General features: G+C 54.8%; 21 protein-coding genes. 9 read left to right on the forward strand and 12 right to left on the reverse strand.

Annotated elements, in window-relative coordinates; genetic code table 11:
• Positions 1–14: 14 nt before the first annotated feature.
• From NUX24_RS09065 to NUX24_RS09075, 3 genes are all read right to left on the reverse strand, one after another.
• Positions 15–842, reverse strand: a complete 828-nt coding sequence (locus tag NUX24_RS09065; protein WP_047652054.1) for a hypothetical protein — start codon at positions 840–842, stop codon at positions 15–17.
• A gap of 25 nt (positions 843–867) precedes the next feature.
• A complete protein-coding gene (locus NUX24_RS09070; protein WP_047652052.1) occupies positions 868–1278 on the reverse strand; it encodes a membrane protein in 411 nt (136 codons plus the stop codon).
• Positions 1279–1369: 91 nt separating this feature from the next.
• Positions 1370–3268, reverse strand: a complete 1899-nt coding sequence (locus tag NUX24_RS09075) for a beta-ketoacyl synthase (RefSeq protein ID WP_257831083.1) — start codon at positions 3266–3268, stop codon at positions 1370–1372.
• 176 nt (positions 3269–3444) lie between these two features.
• Between NUX24_RS09075 and NUX24_RS09080 the strand changes: the two genes are divergently transcribed.
• From NUX24_RS09080 to NUX24_RS09090, 3 genes are all read left to right on the forward strand, one after another.
• Positions 3445–4488 (forward strand): GlxA family transcriptional regulator, encoded by a 1044-nt coding sequence (locus NUX24_RS09080; protein ID WP_257831084.1) that lies wholly within the window; start codon positions 3445–3447, stop codon positions 4486–4488.
• Between the two features lie 48 nt (positions 4489–4536).
• Positions 4537–5361: an AraC family transcriptional regulator gene (locus NUX24_RS09085; protein ID WP_182072217.1), complete on the forward strand. Its 825-nt coding sequence runs from the start codon at positions 4537–4539 to the stop codon at positions 5359–5361.
• A 75-nt stretch (positions 5362–5436) separates the two neighbouring features.
• Entirely contained in the window at positions 5437–6402 is a 966-nt protein-coding gene (locus tag NUX24_RS09090; RefSeq protein ID WP_214577369.1) for a DMT family transporter, read from the forward strand.
• Here the strand turns inward: NUX24_RS09090 and NUX24_RS09095 are convergent.
• Positions 6399–8048 (reverse strand): methyl-accepting chemotaxis protein, encoded by a 1650-nt coding sequence (locus tag NUX24_RS09095; RefSeq protein ID WP_126328970.1) that lies wholly within the window; start codon positions 8046–8048, stop codon positions 6399–6401. The genes NUX24_RS09090 and NUX24_RS09095 overlap by 4 nt on opposite strands.
• Before the next feature lie 244 nt (positions 8049–8292).
• Here NUX24_RS09095 and ytfE point away from each other — a divergent pair, with 244 nt between their 5' ends.
• A complete protein-coding gene (gene ytfE, locus NUX24_RS09100) occupies positions 8293–8955 on the forward strand; it encodes an iron-sulfur cluster repair protein YtfE (RefSeq protein WP_246946924.1) in 663 nt (220 codons plus the stop codon).
• Positions 8956–8993: 38 nt separating this feature from the next.
• On the opposite strand, the gene cycA is transcribed toward ytfE, so the two are convergent.
• Both cycA and fklB read right to left on the reverse strand, forming a co-directional pair.
• A complete protein-coding gene (gene cycA, locus NUX24_RS09105) occupies positions 8994–10403 on the reverse strand; it encodes a D-serine/D-alanine/glycine transporter (RefSeq protein WP_023310150.1) in 1410 nt (469 codons plus the stop codon).
• Between the two features lie 311 nt (positions 10404–10714).
• Positions 10715–11335: an FKBP-type peptidyl-prolyl cis-trans isomerase gene (gene fklB / locus NUX24_RS09110; RefSeq protein WP_008502892.1), complete on the reverse strand. Its 621-nt coding sequence runs from the start codon at positions 11333–11335 to the stop codon at positions 10715–10717.
• 233 nt (positions 11336–11568) lie between these two features.
• Here fklB and NUX24_RS09115 point away from each other — a divergent pair, with 233 nt between their 5' ends.
• The gene (locus NUX24_RS09115) at positions 11569–12213 is read left to right on the forward strand and encodes an OapA family protein (RefSeq protein WP_045402269.1); all 645 of its coding nucleotides are present in this window, start codon (positions 11569–11571) and stop codon (positions 12211–12213) included.
• A 67-nt stretch (positions 12214–12280) separates the two neighbouring features.
• On the opposite strand, the gene rplI is transcribed toward NUX24_RS09115, so the two are convergent.
• The 4 genes from rplI to rpsF are packed head-to-tail and all read right to left on the reverse strand — an operon-like array spanning position 12281 to position 13720.
• Positions 12281–12730: a 50S ribosomal protein L9 gene (gene rplI / locus NUX24_RS09120; protein ID WP_024907318.1), complete on the reverse strand. Its 450-nt coding sequence runs from the start codon at positions 12728–12730 to the stop codon at positions 12281–12283.
• A 41-nt stretch (positions 12731–12771) separates the two neighbouring features.
• Complete coding sequence (gene rpsR / locus NUX24_RS09125) at positions 12772–12999, reverse strand: 30S ribosomal protein S18 (protein WP_000135199.1); 228 nt, start codon at positions 12997–12999, stop codon at positions 12772–12774.
• Between the two features lie 4 nt (positions 13000–13003).
• Positions 13004–13318, reverse strand: a complete 315-nt coding sequence (gene priB / locus NUX24_RS09130; RefSeq protein ID WP_008502895.1) for a primosomal replication protein N — start codon at positions 13316–13318, stop codon at positions 13004–13006.
• 6 nt (positions 13319–13324) lie between these two features.
• Positions 13325–13720, reverse strand: a complete 396-nt coding sequence (gene rpsF, locus NUX24_RS09135) for a 30S ribosomal protein S6 (RefSeq protein WP_014068637.1) — start codon at positions 13718–13720, stop codon at positions 13325–13327.
• 342 nt (positions 13721–14062) lie between these two features.
• Between rpsF and yjfY the strand changes: the two genes are divergently transcribed.
• A complete protein-coding gene (yjfY, locus tag NUX24_RS09140) occupies positions 14063–14338 on the forward strand; it encodes a DUF1471 family protein YjfY (RefSeq protein ID WP_010427445.1) in 276 nt (91 codons plus the stop codon).
• Between the two features lie 169 nt (positions 14339–14507).
• Here yjfY and yjfP read toward each other — a convergent pair whose 3' ends face one another.
• Positions 14508–15230: an esterase gene (yjfP, locus tag NUX24_RS09145; protein ID WP_257831095.1), complete on the reverse strand. Its 723-nt coding sequence runs from the start codon at positions 15228–15230 to the stop codon at positions 14508–14510.
• 137 nt (positions 15231–15367) lie between these two features.
• Here yjfP and bsmA point away from each other — a divergent pair, with 137 nt between their 5' ends.
• The 3 genes from bsmA (at position 15368) to NUX24_RS09160 (ending at position 18224) form a co-directional block, all read left to right on the forward strand.
• Entirely contained in the window at positions 15368–15697 is a 330-nt protein-coding gene (bsmA, locus tag NUX24_RS09150; protein WP_029740376.1) for a biofilm peroxide resistance protein BsmA, read from the forward strand.
• A gap of 136 nt (positions 15698–15833) precedes the next feature.
• The gene (yjfN, locus tag NUX24_RS09155) at positions 15834–16121 is read left to right on the forward strand and encodes a DUF1471 family protease activator YjfN (protein WP_032665074.1); all 288 of its coding nucleotides are present in this window, start codon (positions 15834–15836) and stop codon (positions 16119–16121) included.
• Between the two features lie 171 nt (positions 16122–16292).
• Positions 16293–18224, forward strand: a complete 1932-nt coding sequence (locus NUX24_RS09160) for a methyl-accepting chemotaxis protein (protein WP_257831098.1) — start codon at positions 16293–16295, stop codon at positions 18222–18224.
• Here NUX24_RS09160 and NUX24_RS09165 read toward each other — a convergent pair.
• A complete protein-coding gene (locus NUX24_RS09165) occupies positions 18221–19843 on the reverse strand; it encodes an isovaleryl-CoA dehydrogenase (protein WP_257831100.1) in 1623 nt (540 codons plus the stop codon). The two genes, NUX24_RS09160 and NUX24_RS09165, sit on opposite strands and share 4 nt — an antisense overlap.
• Positions 19844–19849: the final 6 nt, after the last annotated feature.

A 19849-nucleotide genomic window follows, 5' to 3' on the forward strand; every position in this document is an offset into this window, starting at 1 on the left:
TGAGGGTGAAAAGATTATTTTCCGGCGCGGCCAGCCAGCAGATCGTTACAGAAGTCGTTCCATACCTTCAGCCAGAGATCGACGCGCTGTTCCATCTCGGCATAGCGGTCTTCCGTCAGCGCCTGGCAGAACAGGATCCAGGCATCTTCGGAGTGACCATCTTCAATGGACTCTCCCGTTTCGCTTTCTACATGGATGCTGTGATAGCCCTGCGTGACGTCAATATCCGTTGCTTTATCAACACCTTTGGCCCACGGCGTGGCGAAGTCGTGGAAGACAGTCTCTGCCACGGCCAGCAACCCCACCAGCTGGGTATAGTCGCCATAGGCGTTTTCAAAGGTCGCCCGGCAGGCCAGGGAGCTGGACATCGGCAGCCAGGATTTCACCTCGTGCTCCGTCATCCCCAACTGCTGGATGGTCGTGAAGAACTGGACGTAGTGCGCCAGCGCGGGCTGACCGTTGTAATTGCCTTCGGCGTCTTCGCCAGGGTGGAAGCCAAGCTCATCCAGCAGGTTGATTTGCAGCAGAAAACGGGCCGCCATTTTCGCCTGAGCGCCCAGCGGCGCTTCCAGCTGTTTCGCCGCGCTTAACGCTTCAATAACGGCATCGGTAAAGACTTGCGCAAACGCGTGATAAAACTCCAGGTGGAATACACGCATCTGTTGAATATCAACTTCACCGCTGTTCATTTTTGCCAAAATAGGGCTGCGCATCAGCGGATGGGATTCAATCCGGTCAATAAGCCTGTTGGCAAATGCGCGGTTTTCTGTATAAACGTGCTTATCTACGGTCGCGACAATAGCGTCCCGACCCAGCTGGCGGGTATTCAGTAACGTTTTCATTTTTATCTCTCAGGTAGGTGATAGTTTACAGGGCTGAAACCCTGCCAATTGCCATTACGACTAACGCATACATTCCACAGCTAAACGGTATTACCTGCACATATTTAAATGGCAGATAAAAACACGACGCAATCAGGAGAACCGGAATACCCACCGAAAGTATCATCATGCAAATAACGGCATAATATTTATAGATATAAGACACGGCGAGGTCATCAATACACATGCCATAGAGCATGGATATTAATGGCAGCATAATAAAGGCAATATGTGCCAGCCTTAACATTCTGCGATTTAAATCAGTATAATTTTCATGCCCTTTAGGGGCGCGAAAGGGTCCCTTAAAGGCATACATACCCATTAATCCACCCATCATTATGCCGACGACAATACCGCTCCAGCCAAAGGCAATCAGTATTGCACTGAGATTAGCCACTTTCTTTCTCCTGTTTAGCGCTGCACAAAGGTAAGGCGCCTGAGGAAATACAGGCACCTTTATTTATTAATAATAAAAACAGATATAACGATTAAAAGTCCGGGTATTCTTTATCCGTCGCGTACGTTATCGGTTTTTCAAATCCGGGAATGGTGATGCCATTCATATCAATCTTAATATCTTCCTCATTTATCCCCTGCTGGCCGAACAGATAAATGACATTGAGTTCACCCTGCGACGCCGCCTCGTCGTACGCGTTCGCCTGACGCCGCACCTGGCGGTTACGCTGCTGATAATCCGCATACACCGCGTCCCCATAGCGTTTGCGCAACCATTGATGGGTCAGCTTTGGCGAGTAAACCACCCCCGTGGCATTATTACCGCCAAAGCCTTTTGAATTAATAAAGGCGATTTGTCCATGGTCTTCCTCTAATTTGCAGTCCTCAAGAGGAATGGTTAAGCGCGCGTTATTCACCTGCGGCGCGATGTGGGACACGCTTTTAATTCCCGGCAAAATACCATAGCGGAAGACGCCGAGGCAGCTGATGAGCTGGTCGCCGCTGGCGGGGCCCAGAGAGTGACCGAGATACGATTTCACCGCCGTCACCGGCCAGTCGCGAATCGAAAAGGCTTGCGCAACGCGGTCAAAAATATCCGCCTCGGAGACGCAATTCTTCGGCGTGCTTGAGCCGTGCGCCTGAATAAACGATCCCTTTTGCACCGTCTCCATCCCAGCCATCGATACCGCAGAGGCTACGGCTTTCGCCATGGTGATGTAATTCCCCGGCCCTGGCGACGCAATAGAACGTTTAAAGCCGTCAGCGTTGATGAAGACATTCCCCACCGAACCGTGGATCTCTGCGCCAAGCTGCAGCGCCAGCTCGTCGTCCATTAACACGACATACTGGCTGGATTCCGCGATAACAAAACCGCAGCTGTTGCCAAACGGGCGGCTGCTGTTGCGCCAGTCGGCCGTTTCCGTTTCATCAATATGCTTAAGCTTGCTCTCCGTTGCCAGGGCGCCCATGGCATCGAATCCTTCAATCACTTCTGAGGTCACCGGCGCTTCGGCGCTGCCAACAACGGCTACGCGAATGCGCCCTGCTTTAATATCTTCAACTGCCGCATTCAGGTTATACAGAAACGTGGCGCATGCCCCCAGCGTGGCGCTGGTATGACCGACGCTACCCAGCACATAGGCATTGAGGAAATCGGCGCACATGCTGTTCAGGCCCAGCGGGCATTGCTTGGCGCTGACGCGATGGCCTTTCAGGCGCGACTGCAGCATCCCGCCAAAGCCATAATCGTCGAGCTGCCCCATGATATTGCCCGAATAGACGCCGAGCTGATCCGGCGTGATTTTGGCCTGCACCTCTCGCCACGGGATCCCCAGGGCGTTGATGGCGTCTGACGCCCCGACAATCGCCATTTGTAACGCCCGCGGATGAAACTGCGAATTGTAATGGTCGCCCGGGCGGAATCCCTGCGGCAACAGCCCGGCAGCCTGAACCTCCGTGCGCAGCAACGCCTCAATTTTACAGTCCATCTCTCCCTGAACGGTGATACGGACACGCTGATCCGCTAATTCTTCAACGAGCCATCCAGCCGGTAAGGGTTGAGGTAATTGTCTGGCAGATATATTAAAACTGAATCCCTCTTCGCCTGAAACCATATTCAATTTTGCATGGCTGGCGATAGCATCGACATCAAAATAGTCGCGCGTAATTTTTCTGATAAGGGTTCCCTCAAGCGCCTCGTCTTTTATCCTCGCGGCGGCCTGAGCAGGCGTAAATCTTTTACCGGAAATGTCGCAATACCCACCTTCATCATATTTAAGCACGCCCATCAGAATGGCTAACGATAATAACGTCTCCTGCCTTTCCTCTTCCGATAATGACTCAATAATCATTCGACGAAATGCATGATGTGAAGAACTACGACCAGCTGGACCATAGCCGCCAAAAGCCGTTATTACGGGTAATTTCACCATAATTGATCCTCTCGTGGTCGTGGATTTATTTTGTTAAGTAAGTGCGATAATTTCAGATATTAGTTTACAAATTACCAACAAAAGCTAATATGAAAATCCAGCCAAAATGCTGACTTTTTTGGCCAGGACAACAATGAGCTACCAAAAATAATAGTCAAAACAGGTATTAATCAAAAATGACAAATACACAAATAGGATTTGTGTTATGTGAACGCATGCTAAGTTCCGGTCTCAGTCTTCCGATTGAAATGTGGAAAGCGGCAGCCAGTAGCTATTTAGCCGAGCAAAAAACAACATCCCACGCAGACACGCACAAACCGGAGACGTCTTCATTCAGGCTCTGTCGCCCGGAGAATATTCTGAAGGTGAATACCATTGGCATAAACAGCGAGCCCATCCTGACGCACAGTGGCTTCAGCATTACCGCCGATACCACGCTGACCGCAGACAGGCACTATGACGTTATCTATCTTCCTGCCCTGTGGCGCAATCCTCGTGCAGTGGTCAGACAACAGCCTGAACTCCTGGCATGGCTTAGCGAACAGGCGGCGCGAGGGACCCGCATCGCGGCCGTCGGAACGGGCTGCTGTTTCCTGGCGGAATCGGGATTGCTCAACGGGAAACCCGCCACCACCCACTGGCACTACTTCAAACAGTTCTCGCGTGACTACCCCAACGTAAAATTACAAACCAAACATTTTCTCACGCAGGCCGATAATATTTACTGTGCCGCCAGCGTCAAAGCCCTCTCAGATCTGACCATCCATTTCATCGAAACGATATACGGGAAACGTGTAGCCACACATACCCAACGGACCTTTTTCCATGAAATTCGGAGTCAGTTTGATCGCCAGTGTTACAGTGAAGAAAACAAACCCCATCCGGATGAAGATATTGTTCAAATTCAAATCTGGATAAAAGCCAATTGCGCCTCGGATATATCTATGCAAAATCTTGCCGATATGGCTGGCATGAGTTTGCGCAACTTTAATCGCCGCTTTAAAAATGCCACCGATATATCCCCCCTGCAGTATTTATTAACCGCCAGAATTGAATCCGCCATGACAATGCTGCAATCCACCAATCTGAGCATTCAGGAGATTGCGAATGCGGTGGGATATCAGGATATTGCACACTTTAATCGCCAGTTTAAGCATAAAACAACGGTTTCACCGGGGGATTACCGTAAGACCGTCCGGGCAAAGATGTTTAGTGCATAAACCCCGGTCATCTCTGATAATGAAAAGATGACCACGAGGAGGCTCAACGTGCAAGGCGTACCGGAACAGTTTAATGATGAAAGAGACAGCGCGCGCTTTCGCCATCTGGCGCAGCTGCCGGGCCTGGAGCTTTATCACGCGCATATTTCTGACTACGCCTTTGAGCCTCACACCCATGAAGCCTTCGGGATCGGCACGATTGAAACCGGTGCCGAACGCTTTCGCTATCGCGGTACCCAGCATCTCGCGGCGGAAAAATCCGTCGTTACCATGAACCCGGACGAAATCCATACCGGCGAATCCGCCACCGAAGGCGGCTGGCGCTACCGGATGGTCTATATCGAACCCGATCTGCTGGAAGAGGTGACCGGCCTCCGGCACTGGTGGTTTAGCGATGTCACGCGTCATGACCCGCTGCGCTCGCAGCAAATAGGCAGGCTGATTTACGGCTTGTGGCACACGGACGATCCGCTTGCGCAAAAAGGATTACTGCTGGATCTGATTGAGACCTTCCAGCCGCTGGCCCATCACGCGCCGGTGATTCAGGAAGGCGCGCACCGCTTCGAACGCGTGCGCGAGTACCTGCACGACAACTACATGCGCGCCCTGACGCTGGACGAGCTGGCCAGCGTCGTTTCGCTCAGCCCGTACCATTTCCAGCGCCAGTTCAAAGCCCATTTTCACGTTACGCCGCACCAGATGCTGATGGCCATTCGCCTCTGGCGCGCCAAAGCGTTCCTCACCCACGGCATGCCCGCCGCCGAAGTGGCAGCCGCGACCGGGCTGACCGACCAGTCCCATTTAACCCGCGCGTTTACCCGCCGATACGGCATTACGCCCGTGCGTTACCAGAAGCAGGTCACCCGGCGCTAATGCGCAATCTCATACAATACGCGCGCATTTTCCCCTCCTACACTGCATACAGCGTAAATACCTGTGGATGGAAAAATGATTAGTGGAGTGTTGTATGCCCTGCTGGCCGGGATGATGTGGGGGCTGATTTTTGTCGGCCCGCTGATCGTGCCCGAGTATCCGGCAATACTGCAGTCAACCGGACGTTATCTGGCGCTCGGGCTGATTGCTCTGCCCCTGGCGTGGCTGGGTCGCGCGCGCTTGCGTCAGCTCAGCCGTCAGGACTGGGGTACCGCGCTGGCGCTGACCATGATGGGCAATCTTATCTACTACGTTTGCCTTGCGAGTGCCATTCAGCGTACCGGTGCGCCGGTATCGACCATGATTATCGGCACGCTGCCGGTCGTCATCCCCGTCTTTGCTAACCTGCTCTACAGCCACCGCGATGGCAAACTGGCGTGGTCAAAAATGGCGCCGGCGCTGGTATGCACCGCCGTGGGGCTGGTATGCGTCAATATTGCCGAGCTGCGTCACGGGCAGGCGGATGTTGACCTGTGGCGTTATGGCTCTGGCATTGTGCTGGCGTTCATTTCCGTGGCGTGCTGGGCATGGTATGCCCTGCGCAACGCGCGCTGGTTGCGGGAGAACCCGGACAAGCATCCGATGATGTGGGCGACGGCGCAGGCGCTGGTCACGCTGCCCGTCTCACTGGTGGGCTATGCCGGCGCGTGCATCTGGTTAGGCCATCAACAGCCAGACTTCGCCCAGCCCTTCGGGCCAAGACCGTGGTTGTTTATTGGCTTAATGGTTGCGATTGCGGTGCTGTGCTCATGGGTGGGCGCGCTGTGCTGGAACATTGCCAGCCAGAAGTTGCCGACGGTGATTTTAGGGCCGCTGATTGTCTTCGAAACCCTGGCCGGACTGCTTTATACCTTCCTGATGCGCCAGAGCGTGCCGCCGCTATTCACGGCCTGCGGGATCGCGCTGCTAGTAGTGGGGGTAGTGATGGCGGTAAGGGCGAAGCCGGAAAAACCAAAGGTCGTTCCGGCTTCAGAAGGTTAGAACGTTTCCCAGTTCCCTTCAGACGCCGCCGCTGCAGGCTGCGCTTTTGGCACGTAGGTTTTCACCGGTGCCGCTTTGACCGCCTGGTTGCGGGTGATTTTGAACACCGCCACCGCTTCGTTCAGGCGTGCAGCCTGATCTTCCAGCGCCGCCGCTGCGGCCGCAGACTCCTCTACCAGCGAGGCGTTCTGCTGGGTCACGCGGTCCATCTCGGCTACCGCCTGGCCCACCTGGTCAATACCGCGGCTCTGCTCGTCAGAGGCCGAGGCAATTTCACCCATGATGTCGGTGACGCGGGTGACCGCATTGACGATCTCGGCCATCGTCTCCCCGGCTTCGTTAACCAGCTGGGAACCCGCGTTCACGCGTTCACCGGAATCATCGATCAGCGCTTTGATCTCTTTCGCCGCCTGGGCGCTGCGCTGAGCGAGGGTACGTACTTCCCCCGCCACCACCGCAAAACCACGGCCCTGCTCGCCCGCGCGCGCCGCTTCCACCGCCGCGTTCAGCGCCAGAATGTTAGTCTGGAAGGCAATGCCGTCGATCACATTAGTAATTTGCGCGATTTTACTGGAGCTGGTGGCGATTTCGTCCATTGTACGCACCACGCCTTCGACCACATTGCCACCCTTCTTCGCCGTCGAGGAGGCGTCCAGCGCCAGACGGGAAGCCTGACGTGCGTTATCGGCGTTCTGCTTCACGGTTGCTGTCAGCTGTTCCATGCTGGCTGCCGTCTCTTCCAGAGACGCGGCCTGCTGCTCGGTACGGGAAGAGAGATCGTTGCTGCCGGCAGAAATTTCACCGGCACCGGTGTAAATGGTATCCGCACCTTCACGCACCACGCCCACGGTGTTCGCCAGCGAGGTCTGCATCTCCTGAACGTTGCGCGCCAGGATAGCCATCTCGTTCTTACCTTCAGCCTGAATCGGCTGGGTTAAATCCCCCGCCGCAATGGCGCGAATATGGTTAATCACCTCTTCCAGAGGCAGCAGCAGCACGCGGCGCATGGCTACCCAGCTGGAAATAATCACCACAATCACCAGCAGCATAACCGCAGAAAGGATCCACAGGATGCGCTTGTAGTCGCTTTCATTGTCCTGGATGCCTTTATCGGTAAGCGTTGCCTGCGCTTCGCGCCATTCACGATAAACCGTCTGCATCGCGTTTTGCTTTTGTTCAGCATTCTGCTTGAACATATCTTCCAGGTTGCCCTGGCTCAGCAGAACGTTCATTTGCGTCAGCGTTGCAGAGTAAATGCGGTACTGCTCTTCGAGTTGGTTAGTCAGGTTCTCATCCAGGCCCGGCGTATTTGGCATGGCATAGTATTTATCGTAATGAACCTGCGCTTCAGTCAGCAGATTTTTCGCCGTGGTCACCAGCTCATTGAGCTGCCCACCGTTAATCTGAGAGGCCATGCTGCTTTGCAGACGCAGCATGCCGCGGTTCAGAGTGACGCGCGCCTGGTTCAGGCTGATCCACGCATCGGTAAACTCCGCCACGTTCTTGCTGGAGAGCTGCGACACGGTGAAGTTGTCTTTATCGTTATTCAGCGCGTTGATAAAGATACCCGCGGAAATCACTTGCATGATGCCGAGCACAAGCAGCACCGAAATCAGAAGGGTAATGACTTTTATACGTTTAAACATGCGTTGCCTTTGTTATATGCAGGTTTGTCTGACGTGGATATATCGGCAGGCGCGGCGGGTTGTTTACTGTTTCTCCACCTTTAAAAAGTTTCGAAACCACTTTCCTGAGCCCATTCAGAGAGTTAAACGGGGTATTTTTTTGTGATCTGCATCTCACTTTTCCCCTTCCCTCTAAAGGGTTATAGCACTGGCTTAAAGATGCATTTAATATGCATCTTATATTATTGATGACGAGGTAACTGCTATGGCCTTTCGCGACCAACCCCTTGGCGAGCTGGCGCTTTCCATCCCTCGCGCTTCTGCGCTGTTTCGTAAATACGATATGGATTACTGCTGCGGCGGTAAGCAAACCCTGGCGCGTGCGGCCTCACGCAAGGAGCTGGACGTCGAGGTGATTGAAGCTGAGCTGGCGCAGCTGGCCGAGCAGCCCGTCGACAAAGACTGGCGAACCGCCCCGCTCGCTGAAATCATCGACCATATCATCGTGCGTTATCATGACCGTCACCGTGAACAGCTGCCGGAGCTGATCCTTCAGGCGACCAAAGTTGAGCGCGTGCATGCCGACAAACCCTCCGTACCGCGCGGTCTGGCGAAGTACCTGACCCTGCTGCACGAAGAGCTTTCCAGCCATATGATGAAAGAAGAGCAGATCCTCTTCCCGATGATTAAGCAGGGAATGGGAAGCCAGGCGATGGGGCCTATCAGCGTGATGGAAAGCGAGCACGATGATGCGGGTGAACTGCTGGAAGTGATCAAACACACCACCCACAACGTCACGCCGCCGCCAGAAGCGTGCACAACGTGGAAAGCGATGTACAACGGCATTAATGAAATGATTGACGACCTGATGGAACACATCAGTCTTGAGAACAACGTTCTGTTCCCGCGGGCATTAGCTGGGGAATAGAAAAACTAAAAACGGCAACCGAAGTTGCCGTTTTGCTTTTACCTTACGCCTGCCATACGTTTCTTACCGATAAACACCCAGCCCAGCCCCAGCGCGATAAACCACAGCGGCGTAACGATCAGCGCCTGACGAGTATCATCTTCCAGCGTCAGCAGAACCAGCACGAAGACGAAGAACGCCATGCACACCCAGCACATCAGCTTGCCCAGCGGCATCTTGTAGATCGATTTTTCATGCAGGTGTGGGCGCTGCTTGCGGTACACCAGGTATGAACAGAGGATGATGGTCCAGACGAACATAAACAGGATCGCAGAGACCGTGGTAATCATGGTGAAAGCGCCAATCACACTTGGGTTCACGTAGAGCATCACCACGCCGCCCAGCAGGCACATGCAGGAGAAGGTCAACCCTTTTGCCGGTACCGCACGCTTAGACAGCTTGGCGAACGCGCTCGGCGCCACGCCTTCCTGTGCCAGGCCAAACAGCATACGACTGGTGGAGAATACGCCGCTGTTGGCAGACGAGGCAGCAGAGGTCAGCACCACGAAGTTAATCAGGCTCGCGGCAGCAGGCAGACCTACCAGCACGAACAGCTCAACGAACGGGCTCTTGGTTGGCACCACGGAGCTCCACGGCGTCACGGACATAATGATGATCAGCGCGAAGACGTAGAACATGATGATACGCAGCGGAATAGAGTTAATCGCGCGCGGGAGAGACTTCTCGGGATCTTTGGTCTCCGCTGCCGTCGTGCCCACCAGCTCAATGCCCACGAACGCAAAAACCGCGATCTGGAAGCCGGCAAAGAAGCCGCTAATACCTTTCGGGAACCAGCCGCCGTCATTCCACAGATGGGTAAACGACGCCTGAACGCCCGTTGGCGACTGGAAGTGGGTGAGCACCATCACCAGACCCACGACGATAAGGCCGACAATCGCCACGATTTTGATCATCGCGAACCAGAACTCCATCTCACCGAACATTTTAACGGTGGCGAGGTTAAGGCTCAGCAGCAGAACAATGACCGCCAGCGAGGCGACCCAGTCCGACAGCCCCGGGAACCAGAACTGCGCGTAGGCGGTAATCGCCACGACGTCCGCCATACCGGTGACGACCCAGCAGAACCAATAGGTCCAGCCGGTGAAATAGCCCGCCCACGGCCCGAGCAGGTCAGAAGCGAAGTCGCTAAAGGATTTGTATTCGAGGTTCGAGAGCAGCAATTCACCCATTGCACGCATCACGAAGAAGAGCATAAAACCGATGATCATATAAACGAAGATGATCGACGGCCCGGCGAGACTGATGGTTTTGCCTGACCCCATAAACAGCCCGGTACCGATGGCACCCCCAATCGCAATGAGCTGAATATGACGGTTTGTGAGATTGCGCCGTAGCGACTGTTCAGACGTCGCCTCTTCTGTAGCGGCGACTTTGACCTGATCTACCATGTAATTTTCCTGTTTATGCCTGTCTGTGTTGTTAAGGCTCTTCTGGCCTTTAAAAACGTCAAAAAAATGACGGTCCCTTTGTAAGGGTTTATCGATATTAGGTAAGAATCGGCGGGATGAATACTATGATTTAGATATTATGTTAATAATATGTTGAAAGTGAGTGTCATATCACTCATACAGCGCGAAACAGCTCACAAAAATACACGCAACAGTTTCGTTTGCAAGATAAAATATTGATAGCACCGTAACTATAGGTTTTTACGCTATTTTCCTCTCCCCAACCGGAGAGAGGAAATAAGAAAAGTCGATTACAGAATTTCCAGCAGCTCGACTTCAAAGACCAGGGTGCTGAATGGCGGAATGGACGCGCCAGCGCCGCGCTCGCCGTAGGCCAGGTTATGCGGGATGGTCAGCTCCCATTTGGAACCGACCGGCATCAGGGTCAGAGCTTCGATCCAGCCTGCGATCACGCCGTTCACCGGGAACTCAGCCGGTTCGCCGCGCGCCACGGAGCTGTCGAACACGGTACCGTCGATCAGTTTACCGGTGTAATGCACGCGAACGTGGTCGGTACGCGCCGGGATTGCGCCGTCGCCCTGATTGATCACGCGGAACTGCAGACCAGACTCGGTGCTGTTCACGCCTTCACGCTCACGGTTCTCTTCCAGATATTTCACACCTTCGGCTGCCATCTCTTCGAAGCGCGCACGACGCACGGCGTCAGCACGTTCGTGGATTTCACGCAGCGCACGGTGCACAACGTCTACCGGAACGGCAGGCTGCTTGCCTTCCAGCGCGTCAGCGATACCCGCCACCAGCGCTTCAGGTAACAGACCTTCCAGGCCGGATTCGCTCAGCTGCTGTCCTACCTGCAAGCCGATACCGTAACTTGCCTGCGCTTCGATAGTGTCAAAAGTCGGGGTGGTCATGGGTTTTCCTTCCATCACATTTAAAGTAGCGGGCAGCATATCAGCCATGCCCTTATGGGTAAAACTTTGTCTGAAGTTAAGGTGACAAACCGCGACGAAACAGAAACAATAGAGAGAACCAGGATTAATCCCGAACTGATGTCACGGATGTCGGGTTTACTACGCCGTTCAGGCAGTTAGCAAACTATACTTCGGGGCACAGGATAAAAAATACGCGGAGCAGGAGGAGTGCCATGCCCGGGCGATTTGAACTGAAACCTACCCTGGCGAAAATCTGGCAGGCGCCGGACAATTTTCGCATCATGGACCCGCTGCCTCCTCTGCATCGCAGAGGGATCATCATTGGCGCGCTGATGGTGATCGTGGGCTTCCTGCTTCCTTCCGGGGGCGATGATGTCGATACCGCACCCGTCACCCGCAATGCTCAGCTGGATATTCAGTCGCAAACGCGGCCGCAGCCTGACGCACAGCCGATGCAAACGCAGCTTGTGACCCCGTCTAACGATCCGGGTCAGGTCGCGCCGGTTGAGCCAGAACCCATTCAGGATGAACAGCCGCAGGATCAAGCCGCCGCCCCGTCTCAGCCTCAGACGCAACAGCCTACCGGCATTGAGCAACAGTGGCGTTCCTATCGCGTAGAACCGGGCAAAACTCTGGCACAGCTGTTCCGCGACCACAATCTGCCGCCAACCGACGTTTATGCCATGGCGAAGGTGGAAGGTGCGGGTAAACCGCTCAGTAATCTTCAGAATGGACAGATGGTACAGGTTCGCCAGAATGCCAGCGGGGTGGTGACAGGGTTAACGATTGATACGGGAAATGGACAACAGGTGCTGTTTACCCGCCAGCCAGACGGCAGTTTTATCAGGGCGCGTTAAGGCCCGGTTCTGTAAAAAGCAAAACGCCGGCACAAGGCCGGCGTTTCAACGTGAGCAGAGTAAAAAATTACTCAGCTACAACGTTAACTACCAGTTTAGCGAACACTTCGCTGTGAACCTGGAAGTCAACTTCGTGCTCACCAGTGGTACGCAGAACGCCGTTCGGCAGACGAACTTCGCTCTTAGCCACTTTAACGCCTGCAGCAGTTACTGCATCAGCGATATCGCGGGTACCGATGGAACCGAACAGTTTACCTTCGTCGCCTGATTTAGACGCGATGGTAACGGTGCCCAGTGCGTTGATTGCTTCAGCGCGAGCGTTAGCAGCCGCCAGAACGTCAGCCAGTTTGGCTTCCAGTTCAGCGCGACGTGCTTCGAAAAACTCTACGTTTTTCTTGGTAGCTGGAACAGCTTTACCCTGTGGAACCAGGAAGTTACGTGCGTAACCCGCTTTAACGTTAACCTGATCACCCAGGCTGCCCAGGTTTGCTACTTTATCAAGCAGAATAACTTGCATTACCTTATCCTCTTAAAGTCGTATTAATGGACCGTGCCCGATTACTGATGACGATCAGTGTACGGCAGCAGGGACAGGTAGCGAGCGCGTTTGATAGCGCGAGCCAGCTGACGCTGGTATTTTGCACGAGTACCGGTGATACGGCTTGGGACAATCTTACCGCTTTCGGTGATGTAGTTTTTCAGCGTTGCGATATCTTTATAGTCGATCTCTTGAACGCCTTCCGCGGTGAAACGGCAGAACTTGCGACGACGGAAATAACGTGCCATATGGCTAGTCTCCAGAATCTATCAAATCAATCTGCTCGGCATGCAGAACCATTTTGCTCAGGCCGTTCTTTGCCTTGTGGCAAGAGATGAACCCCTGAACGATTACTGCGCTACCGACCGTTAAACTGTGAGTAATGGCCTGGTTTTCGTGTCCGCTAATAATAACGGGCATTTGGCACCACGCCTGCCGGTGAAACCCGGCTTCCTCTTGCACAGAACGATGCTCAAGCACGAACTGGCAATGCGGAATTCCTGATGGACTGACCTTTCGAAGGGGAGCCCTGCATACGATGCCGGACAACGCCAGACGGTTGGTCATCAGAAATTACTCTTCAGAATCCCCAGCATCAGAATCATCTGCGGTTTCGTTTGCGAAATCATCGCGACGCTCACGGCGCTCGTCTTTCGCTTTAACCATCGGAGATGCTTCGGTAACTGCGTTTTTGGTACGCATAACCATGCTGCGGATAACGGCATCGTTGAAGCGGAAGGTAGTTTCCAGCTCATCGATCACTTCCTGCGGCGCTTCAACGTTCATCAGAACGTAGTGTGCTTTGTGCAGTTTGTTGATCGGGTAAGCCAGCTGACGGCGGCCCCAGTCTTCCAGACGGTGGATCGTACCTTCTGCACCAGTGATGGCAGCAGAGTAACGCTCGATCATACCCGGAACCTGTTCGCTCTGGTCAGGATGGACCATAAAAACGATTTCGTAATGACGCATCGAATTGCTCCTTACGGATTATTCAGCCTCCTGTCTGGGTCAGCCGAGGCCCGGGGAGGCAAGGAACGTGTTAAAGGTCGGCTGAAAAATTGACGCGTCATAATACTTGCGCGCCCCTGGAAACTCAAGCTGATTGCACAAATAATTCGCACAAAGCGCGAAGCGGGTCTAAGTGGGTGATTTAAAATTGGTCACACCCGGAAGCGCTGTTTTTTTGAACAACTGCATCAGAAATGGTCACGCATCCCCGCCGGATGAGTGATTACACTTTACTCAGAGGTCACCTGAATTAAAGAAGGAGCATCCCCCCCTCTCGCAGCACGTAGTCGTGGAGCGCATATCATGAAAAAAATCGCATTAGCCATAATGGCGGCGCTTTTGCTCAGTGCAAACGCGATGGCAGCCATCAAGATAGACAGCCGACAGGCCAGAAACATGGATGATGTGCAAAGCTTGGGCGTAATTTACATCAATCATAATTTCGCCACGGAAAGTGAAGCAGATCAGGCATTAAACGAAGAAACCGATGCGCAGGGCGCAACCTATTACCACGTGATGTTAACCCGTGAGCCCGGCAGCAACGGCAACATGCACGCCAGTGCAGATATTTACCGATAACGCTTTAACGCTAGCACCAGGAAAGCCAACAACGAGAACATAGCCATAGTTGACGTTGCCCCCTGCCCGGGGGCTTTTTTTTGTGAATGGCTCCGGAATACTCCCGCTAAAAGAGCCCCCCTGAGATCATCCAGAAGCTGGAAGATCAGGGGGTGAAAGTCCTGCGCGTCTAAAGATGCTGGCGGAAAAACGCCACCGTGGCGTCCAGCGCCGTTGGCGTGATGCGGTGGCGGACGCCCGGTTCCCACAGACAGGTCAGATTACCGTCCAGCCCTTCATTCATTAACGCCTGCTGCAGATGGAAGGTTCCCTCGGGCGGGACTACATCATCCGCGTCACCGTGCCACAGCAGCAGAGGGCGATCGGCCACTCGCGGCAATGCCCGGGCCACATCCCACTCTGCCAGCGTCGCGGTCATTTCCGTTAAATCCTGAGGGGGAAAAAGGGTCTTCGCCAGCGATGTAAAGTAGCCCGAGCCCATCAGGCAGGCGACCGACTTCACTTCAGGATGATGCGTCATAATCCCCAGCGCCGTCATACCGCCCATTGATGCCCCGGCTACCGCCAGACGATGGTCGGCCACCAGCCCTGCCTCATAAAGCGCATCGCGCAGCCCGGTAAATTCGGTCAGACTCCCGTGCAGAATCTGCCAGAACTGACCCAGCCGCGCCTGCTCATTACCCGTAAAGCGTGCGCCGTGGTCGGGTGCATCTGGCATCACCACGCGAAAACCCGCCTGCGCCAGCGCTACCGCAAAATAACTGTAAACCAGCTTCGATGAGGTAAACCCATGATAAAAAACTACAACAGGCAGCGGTTTATCACGTTTACCCGCCGGCATCGCGTGTAAAATTTCATGGTCGCCGAGGTGGCGTATTTCAATTTCAATCATTGTCGACCCTGTGCGAATCTATGCTTCATAATGTTGAGAACTGGGTTACGCTTTCGCGTCATTTTCATTCGAAATATACGTCCCAGATAACACTTCGGGAACATTCCCCCAAAACTAAATTCACAGACAACTACACTATGGCTATCAGGAAACGAGATATGGTTATGCGCAGGTTTGCTGCTTTATTGCTGGTGTTTCTGCTGAGTGGCTGTAGCGCGCTGCAGGGAACGCCGCAACCCGCTCCACCGGTCGCCGATCATCCACAGGAGATTCGTCGTAATCAGACGGAAGGATTACAACGAATGGGCACCATCTCCGCGCTGGTTCGCGGCTCTCCGGATGACGCAGAATCGGCAATAAAAGCACAGGCCGTCGCCGCCAAAGCAGATTATTACGTCATCATTATGATCGACGAAACCATCATAACGGGACAGTGGTATTCACAGGCCATTTTGTACCGTAAATAATGGTTTTCCTTTGAACGAGATTTACACTGCTTTGCGTCCATAGACATTTTCCTGTCCACAATAAACTCCACGCCCGCATCAATGGAAGGGAGTTTATTAGCGAAGGATTGCCCGGCGGATACCGGATATATGTGAAATGGAGCTGACGATGAAACGAACTCTTGCTTTGACCTCACTGTTGCTCTCAGCAGGCCTGCTGAGCACCACCGCGCAGTCAGCAGAATTCGCGAGTGCTGATTGTGTGACTGGCCTGAATGAAATTGGCCAGATCTCCGTGAATAATATCTCGGGGAGCCCGCAAGACGTTGAACGTGTCGTGGCATTAAAGGCCGATGAGCAGGGTGCTTCATGGTATCGCATCATCCAGATGCAGGAAGATAACCATATCGATCGCTGGCGGGTACAGGCCATTCTCTACGTGTAAACTCCCCCGATAAAAAGCCACTTATTTTTAGTGGCTTTTCGTTTTTGCAAATTTTTTATCTTATATAAAACCAATAAAGAACAATTAAATAACATTTTGTTACATTAAAACAGTAAACGTAATCCCCGCTCTGCCGTTGAAGAACCATAACTTTTCAATGATGAGCAATTTATGATCAATTTTTTCCACCGTGCGGGCCTGGGGTCGAAACTCTCGCTGCTGACGGGCGTCAGTGTCGCCACGCTGTTTCTGCTATTCACTTTTCTGCTCAGCCAAAAAGCCAGCCAGCAGCTTGAAGCCCTTGCGGTCGAAGACCTGCATAATCAGTCCACCGGCATGGTCGACATGGTGCAGATGTTTAACACTAGTCTGAGTGAAGAGGTGGAGAGCTATACCCGGCTGTTTACCACCTTTTTACCGCAGCCCCTGAATATTGATACTTCCCAACCCCAGACGATTAAAGGACTTAGCGTTCCGCTTCTGAAAGGCGGAGACACCGGGCTGCATGAAAATAACACGCTTTCGGACGAGTTCCTGAATCGTACGGGAGCCATTTCGACGCTGTTTGTACGCAGCGGTAACGACTTTGTGCGCGTAGCCACTTCCCTTCGCAAGGAGAATGGCGATCGGGCAATGGGTACCGTGCTGGATAACGCCAGCCCGGCCTTTGCCGCCGTCAACAAAGGTGAAGTCTACCGCGGCCTGGCGCTGCTGTTTGGCAAACGCTACATCACTCAGTACCAGCCGGTTAAAAACGCCGAAGGACAGGTCATTGCGATCGTCTTTGTCGGGGTGGACATCACCCACTCCTGGAACGTCATGCGCGAGAAAATCCTCAACCGCCGCCTGGGCGAGAGCGGTCACTTCTTTGTGCTGGATCGCAGCAACGGCAAAACGCGCGGGCAATACCTGTTCCATACCAGCGAAGAGGGGCAGTTGCCGAAGTGGGACGGCGCGACGCAGCAACAGCTTCTGAGTGACAAACCCAGCACGCTGGAGCGTACAAGCGACGACGGCCGGACGCTGAAAATGGCCTATACCCCGCTGCCGGGCTGGAACTGGACTATCGTGGGCGAGGTGGATAAATCGGTACTGCTCGCAAGCGTTACCGCCATGCGCGATCGCTTCCTGCTGGCCGGCGTGGTCTTATCCATCCTTTTTGCTGGCCTGTTCGTTGTCATTATTCGCCGCGTGCTGACCCGACCGCTGCGCAATGTGATCCATCTTGCCCGTCAATATGCCGCAGGGGATCTCCGTTCCAGCCTGCCCGTGACGCGTCAGGACGAAGTTGGCCAGCTGATCGATGCCATCAACGGCATCGGCGGCGGCCTGCAAAAAATTGTCCTGCAGGTCCGTGAGGCCGCAGGCGAGATCCATTTGGGCACCAACGCGCTGGCCGCCGACACTGGCGAAATTTCAGAGCAGATCAATAAGCAGGCCAGCAGCGTGGAAGAGACATCTGCCAGCATGGAGCAGCTGGCCGCCACCGTTCAGCAAAATGCCGCCAACATGGAGCAAACGCAGCAGCTGGTGGGTGAAACCTCGCTCGCGGTCCATCAGGGCGGTGAGACGGTCACCCACGCGGTATCGACCATGGACGATATTCGCGAAGCGTCAAAACGCATCGAAGACATCACGCGAGTGATCGAATCCATCGCTTTCCAGACCAATATTCTGGCGCTGAATGCGGCAGTGGAAGCGGCCCGCGCAGGCGAGCACGGCAAAGGGTTTGCGGTAGTCGCGCAGGAAGTTCGCGCGCTGGCGGGACGCAGCGCTAACGCGGTGAAGGAGATTGAACAGCTGATTGGCGATACGCTCAGAAAAGTGAGTGAGGGACATGCGCTGTCTGAACGGACGCGCCTGGCGATGGATGACATCATCATTCATATCGATAACATCAGCCAGCTGGTCACCGAGATTAACCATGCCTCACGCGAGCAGTCCGCCGGTATCGGCCAGGTGAACCTCGCCATGACCCATATAGGCGAAGCTTCGCATATCAATGCCGATCGCATCTCACGCAGCGAGCAAACCGCTCAAACGCTGCGCGAGAAGGGTTCACACCTGGCTCAGCTGGTGAGCCTGTTCCAGCTAAAAGGCTAGCCAACTCTGCCCGTGGCGCGCAGCAGCAGGTCACTTTGTATCTGCTCGCTCATCAGCGTGCCGCCACGGGTATCCAGCATCATGCGGCACCACGCCTGAGCCACCGGGGGCGACGCGTGCCGCAGCATCTGGCTTCCGGCACCCAGCAAGAAAAGCTGCTGCGCGATCTCCCGCCCCTGCGCCTCCTGCGGTTTACGCAGTTTTTGCTGAAGCTGTCGCCAGCTGCGGTCGAAGTGTCTGTCCTGCCCTTTCACCTGCGCAAACTCGTCGGCAAGCAGATCGTGAATGCCGGGCTGCTTCGCCAGCACGCGCAGCACGTCCAGGCACATGATATTTCCTGACCCTTCCCAGATGCTGTTCACCGGCATCTCTCGGTACAGGCGGGGAAGTTCGCTCTCTTCGCAATAACCGATCCCACCCAGCACCTCCATCGCCTCAGCGACAAACGGGATGCCCGCTTTACAGACGCTAAATTTCGCCGCCGGGGTAAACAGCCGCGCCCAGGCGGCCTCCTGCGGATCCGCGCGTTTATCCCACGCGCGGGCCAGGCGGAACAGCAGCGCCGTGTGCCCCTCCAGCACCAGCGCCATCCGGCTCAGCACTTCGCGCATGAGCGGCTGATCGATAAGATTTTTGCCGAAGGTCTGACGCTGGTGGGCATGGTACAGCGCCACCGAGAGCGCCCGTCGCATCAGTCCGTGGCTACCCAGCGCGCAGTCAAAGCGCGTCAGACCGCCCATTTTGAGGATCTGCCGTACCCCTTCGCCCTCTTCCCCCAGTAGCCAGCCGGAGGCGTCAAGAAACTCCACCTCGCTGCTGGCGTTGGAGCGGTTTCCGAGCTTGTCCTTGAGGCGCTCCAGCCGGACGGCGTTGCGCTGTCCGTCGGGCAAAAAGCGCGGCACAAAAAAGCAGGACAGCCCGCCCTTCGCCTGGGCCAGCACCAGATGCGCATCGCTTTGCGGGACGGAGAAAAACCATTTGTGCCCCACCAGCCTGTAGCTGCCGTCGCTGCATTTTTCCGCTTTGGTGGTATTGCTGAGCACGTCCGAGCCGCCCTGCTTTTCCGTCATGCCCATGCCGATCAGCAGGCCGCGCTTTTGCGCACCGGGAGCAAGATGAGGATCGTAGCGATCGCTGAGCAGCGGCGTCAGCCAGTCGTGAAATATTTTGGGAAGCGCCTGCTGCAGCAGCGGCGTGGCGGCGAACGTCATGGTGACCGGGCACAGCGTGCCCGCCTCCACCTGCGCATGAAGCACAAAGCGTGCGGCCCGCGCGACAAACGACCCTTTACGCGCCTCCTCTTCCCACGCCAGGTTATGCACGCGGTTGGCGCAAAGCCCCTGCATCAGCAGGTGCCATGCAGGGTGAAAGCGGACGTCATCCAGCCGCTCCCCGGTGGCGTCATAGCGTAACAGCTCGGGCGGGTTGACGTTTGCCAGCCTGCCCAACTCCAGCGACTCTGCGGTGCCTAACTGCTGCCCGATGCTGGCGAGCAGTTCGATATCCCATTCGGCACCCTCACGCGAGACTGCGTCACGCAGGGCGCAGTCCGAGAGAAAAAGGTTGCTGTTAGAAAGTGGGGCAGGTTGATTGAAAACGGTATGAGTCTGCCAGTGCATACTGTC

Source organism: Enterobacter sp. HG048, assembly GCF_024702055.1.
GTDB classification, from domain to species: domain Bacteria; phylum Pseudomonadota; class Gammaproteobacteria; order Enterobacterales; family Enterobacteriaceae; genus Enterobacter; species Enterobacter dykesii.